Raw genomic sequence first — 5307 nt, forward strand, 5'->3', positions numbered from 1 at the left:
AATTTTCGACGGAGGGGGCAGGGGTGCCACCGGCGCTCGGCTCGGCGTTGCCGCCGCCGGCGGACGTTGCGCCGGGCGAGTTCCTGGACCTGCTGTCAGGAACGGATCCGGCGGACGTTGGGTCGGGCGAGTTCCTGGACCTGCTGTCAGGAACGGATCCGGCGGACGTTGCGCCGGGCGAGTTCCTGGACCTGCTGTCAGGAACGGATCCGGCGGACGTTGCGTCGGGCGAGTTCCTGGACCTGCTGTCAGGAACGGATCCGGCGGACGTTGCGCCGGGCGAGTTCCTGGACCTGCTGTCAGGAACGGATCCGGCGGACGTTGGGTCGGGCGAGTTCCTGGACCTGCTGTCAGGAACGGATCCGGCGGACGATGCGCCGGGCGAGTCCATGGACTGGCTGTCGTCAGGGATGGACCCGTCGGCATTCATCATGCCGTCGGAGAACCCCACGCTGGCCGATGCGCCGGTCGGGTCCCCGGGCTCGCCGGCAGCGCCGGCACCGGCGCCTGGCTCGGCGGCGCCGCCGGCGGAGGTCGATGTCGCGTCGTTGGAGCAGAAGGTGACAGCGGCGATCACCACGTTGTCGGCCGTGGTGTCCAGTGACCACCAGGCGACACTCTTCGAGGAGTGGGCGCGCGAGGTGTTCGACGTCGATCCTCGGCGGTTTGACATGGGGGTGGCTGGGGTCTTTCAGCCGGTGTTGGACGCCTTTGGGGAACAGTTGGCGGAGTTGAAGGTCCGCAGCCTGGATGGACTGCGTGCGTGGGTGATTCGTGAGCTGGCCGACGACCTCGCCCGGGGCGAGAGGTCGAGGTTCAGGGAGATTCTTCCGTATCCGCAGGGCGTGTCGGAGAAGAAGGAGCGGGAGGCGCTGCACCGGAAGTGGTTCCCCAAGGTCGTAGGTGGCGGGGTTCACGAACTCACGCTTGTGCCTTTCCACGTGGCGGCCGAGAAGTTGGGGCCGATGCAGGTCCATCATCCATTCGGTGCCCCGTACCGCATCGGCCCGCAGCCGGGTGACGGTGTCGTCCCGAAACAGGTCCTGTGGTGGAAGGGTGCTTACTTCCTCGTCAAACCTCGTGCCGAAGACGGTTCCGGCATCGCCGGCCGGATCGCTGCGGGCTTCCCCCAGGAAGCGATAGATCCCAGCACGCGGCGGGAACTGGATGGGGTGTTCGAGTCGACGCGTGGTCTGCTGCAAGCGGCGATCGCCAAGGCGGAGGAGAATCCGGACAGCGCCTACTCGCGCATTCTGGAAAACACCTTCCAGCGTGACCTCGCGGTCATCCGTCAAGGCTCCTTCCCGTACAGTCGGGTCCAGGAACTCGCCGCGCATCACCGATACTTGCGCAATCTCAAGGACCAGGGCGGCTGGGAAGACCAGCGCCCAACGGGCCTCGCCGCCCCATTCACCATTCGCGTCCCGGCCACCCCGGTGCGGCATGAACCGGAGATATCGGGGTTCACTCGTCCGGTGCCAGGGTTGAGCATCTGGCTGGCCGGCCAGGAGGTGCGTCTCGATGGTATCGATGGGCTTGTTCGCCCGGGTGATGAGGTCGATGTCACTTTCGGGAAGATTGAGAGAAGGCATGGTGTCGGTTTTGTCGAAATCCGGTACACCCGGCCCGACGGCACCGAAAGCGCCATCTTCCAAAGGATCGACCGCGAGTTCACTCCCGACGAGTTGAAAGCTCTGGAGACAATGGCACCCGGCCGGGCCTGGAAACCCGATCGCCCATTGTTCGTCGAGTCCTACCGAAGCACGGCGTCCATAATCGATAGGCAATTGACCATATCGCTCGGCGGGGGTGTCGGGGTTCAAGGCCGCCAACCCGGTTTCCTGCCAGGCATCATGGTTGACGGCGGTAAATTCGACTTTCCCGAGATGGACCGAATTCGTCTCGAGAGTGGGTTTGACGCCATTGGTCGACCCATGGTGGTCGCGAAAATCTCGGCCACGGTCGGCGGAGCCGAACAGGACCTGTACGTGGAAGTGGTCAAGCCCGCTCCCACCGCGTACGACATCGGCGGTTTCCCCGGAAAAGTGCTGTGGGAGTTGGAGAATCGGTGGGATCTTTCCGACTCAGAAGTTTTCAAAGACACAATGAGGGCGCGGAATAAATTGCCCTACCCCCTGTCGGCCAGTGTTGGTGAGGGGGGCTTGACGTTCGATGGGCGGAAGGTGCAGGTCGCCGTTGGGACGGAGATCACCTTCTGGGTAGGGAAGTGGCCGCGGCTGCCCGCATCGGAACTCGGCGTTTTCGTCGTGGTCAGGGCGCCGTTGGTCGGCGACAATGACCGACACGCCTACCGGCTCTTAAACGCGAGCAAGACGATCGATAAGTTCGCTGAGCTCATGGGAACGCTCCGGAGACTGCGTGGGAACATGCCAGCCGAGTCGGAAACTGGGCAAGCCTCGAAGCGTCAGCGCACCGATGATGATGGGCTGGTACGGAGGCCGCGCCGTCGGCGTGGGCCGGCGTTGGAACGGCGCCCGGCCGGCCCTGGCGCTCCGCACGGCAATCAGCCGTCCGGTTCGACGGAAGGTGAGCGGTCTGGTGTTGGCCCGGAGAGCTCTGCCCTGAGGGATGACTCGCCGGTATTGCCCGATGTGTCGATATCGGATTGGCTGCAGCCGGAGCCGGAGCCGGAGCCGGAGCCGGAGCCGGAGCCGGAGCCGGAGCCGGAGGTGGCTGAGGCGATCACCATGTTGTCGGCCGTGGTGTCCAGTGACCACCAGGCGACACTCTTCGAGGAGTGGGCGCTCAAGGTGTTCGACGTCGATCCTCGGCGGTTTGACACGGGGGTGGCCGGGGTCTTTCAGCCGGTGTTGGACGCCTTTGGGGAACAGTTGGCGGAGTTGAAGGTCCGCAGCCTGGATGGACTGCGTGCGTGGGTGATTCGTGAGCTGGCCGACGACCTCGCCCGGGGTGCCGAGTCGAAATTTAGGAAGATTCTTCCGTATCCGGAGGGCGTGTCGGAGCAGGAGCGGGAGGCGCTGCACCGGAACTGGTTTTCCAAGGTCGTAGGTGGCGGGGTTCACGAACTCACGCTTGTGCCTTTCCACGTGCTGGCCGAGAAGTTGGGGCCGATGCAGGTCCATCATCCGTTTGGCGCCCCGTACCGCATCGGCCCGCAGCCGGGTGACGGTGTCGTCCCGAAACAGGTCCTGTGGTGGAAGGGCGCTTACTTCCTCGTCAAACCCCGTCCCGAAGACGGCATCGCCGACCAGATCGCTGCGGGCTTCCCCCAGGAAGCGATAGATCCCAGCACGCGGCGGGAACTGGATGGGGTGTTCGAGTCGACGCGTGGTCTGCTGCAAGCGGCGATCGCCAAGGCGGAGAGGAATCCGGACAGCGCCTACTCGCGCATTCTGGAAAACACCTTCCAGCGTGACCTCGCGGTCATCCGTCAAGGCTCCTTCCCGTACAGTCGGGTCCAGGAACTCGCCGCGCATCACCGATACTTGCGCAATCTCAAGGACCAGGGCGGCTGGGAAGACCAGCGCCCAACGGGCCTCGCCGCCCCATTCACCATCCGCGTCCCGGCCACCCCGGTGCGGCATGAACCGGAGATATCGGGGTTCACTCGTCCGGTGCCAGGGTTGAGCATCTGGCTGGCCGGCCAGGAGGTGCGTCTCGATGATATCGATGGGCTTGTTCGCGCGGGTGATAAGGTCGATGTCACTGTCGGGAAGATTGGGAGACGGCGTGGTGTCGGTTTTGTCGAAATCCGGTACACCCGGCCCGACGGCACCGAAAGCGCCATCTTCCGAAGGATCCGCCGCGAGTTCACTGCCGACGAATTGAAAGCTCTGAAGACAATGGCACCCGGCCGGGCGTGGACAACCGATCGCCCATTGTTCGTCGGGTCCTACCGCTCCACGACGTCCCTAAGAATACGCAGTTCTGGTGGGCGATCGGGTGGTAGGCGATTGGGCCTACACCTCGGCGGGGGTGTCGGGGGCAGAGGCCACCAGCCCGATCTCCCGCCAGACATCGTGGCCGGCGGAGGTTCGTTCAAATTTCCCGCGACGAACCGAATTTATCTCGAGAGCGGGTTTGACGCCATTGGTCGACCCATGATGTTCGCGGAAATCTCGGCCACGGTCGGCGAAGCCGAACAGAACCTGTACGCGCAAGTGGTCAGCCCCGCTTTCGACGTGGACGACATCGGCGGGATCTTCGCGTCCGGAAATGTGCTGTGGGAGTTGGAGAATCGGTGGGATCTTTCCGACTCAGTGGCTTACAAAGGCAAAATTGCGTCGCACAGTAGCTTGCCCCACCCCCTGAAGCGTAATGTTGGTAACAGAAATGATGGTAAGGGGGACTTGACGTTTAATGGGAGGGAGGTGCAGGTCGCCCCTGGGACGGAGGTCATCTTCTGGGTAGGGAAGTGGCCGCGGCTGCCCGCATCGGAACTCGGCGTCTTCGTCGTGGTCAGGGCGCCGTTGGTCAAGGGACCCGGACACGCCTACCGGCTCATCAACATGGACATGAAGAGCGATAAGTTCGGTGAGCTCATTGGAAAGCTCCGCCAGCAGCGGAACCTCACCATGCTTGCCCCGCAAGCCGAGGGGGCACCTGAGCCGACCGGGCAGGGGCCGGGCGCAGGGGATGGGTCGTCGTTGCCTGCAGGGGTTGCGCGCAGGGCGGGCGCGAGGTCGAGCGGCACCATCAGGGCCGGTGAGTCCGGCGGTGTCGCGCCGGGCTTGCCGGAGGTGCCCGGCCAGGCGTGGAGACTCGACCCCCCATCGTTCGTCGGGTCCTACCACATCACGGCGTCGCTGAAGCGTAAACCGAAAAACTCTCGGAAGTTGAACGTAGAATTCGCCGGCAGCCCGGTCTATATCCCACAGGCCGTGGTCGACGGAGGTTCGTTCGTCTTTCCTGCGGACATCAAAAAAGTTCGTCTCGAACTCGGGTATGACAGCACTGGTCGATCCGCCGCGTTCGTGGAACTACCGGCCAAAAATAGTCCTAACGGGAGGACCCTGTACCTGGAGCTGGAGCCCGCCCCCACCGCACACGACATCGAGTCGCTGCGCGAAAGGGCGCTGTGGGTGCCGCAGGATCAGTGGGATCTTTCCGAGGCAGTGGAGTTCGAGGACGTAGTAATGACGACGGGCAAGAGCAACTATTTGCCCCCTCCCCTGCGTATTCATCTTGGTACGGAAGGCGCGCTCGGTGGGGCGGAGGTGGATATCACCGATGGGACGCTGGTCACCTTCCGGGTGGGGAAGTGGTCGCGGCAGGTCGGATCGGAATCCGTTACCGGCGTTTTCGCCGTGGTCAGGGCGCCGTTGG

Annotated in this window: 1 pseudogene; it reads left to right on the top strand. The window is 64.0% G+C overall.

Features of this window, described 5'->3' with window-relative positions:
- Positions 1-23: 23 nt before the first annotated feature.
- Positions 24-5307 (top strand): annotated as a pseudogene (locus ACGFIZ_RS33955) (hypothetical protein); the annotation flags it as partial.

Origin of the sequence: Micromonospora sp. NPDC048830 (genome assembly GCF_043198215.1) — a bacterium.
Classification (GTDB): domain Bacteria; phylum Actinomycetota; class Actinomycetes; order Mycobacteriales; family Micromonosporaceae; genus Micromonospora.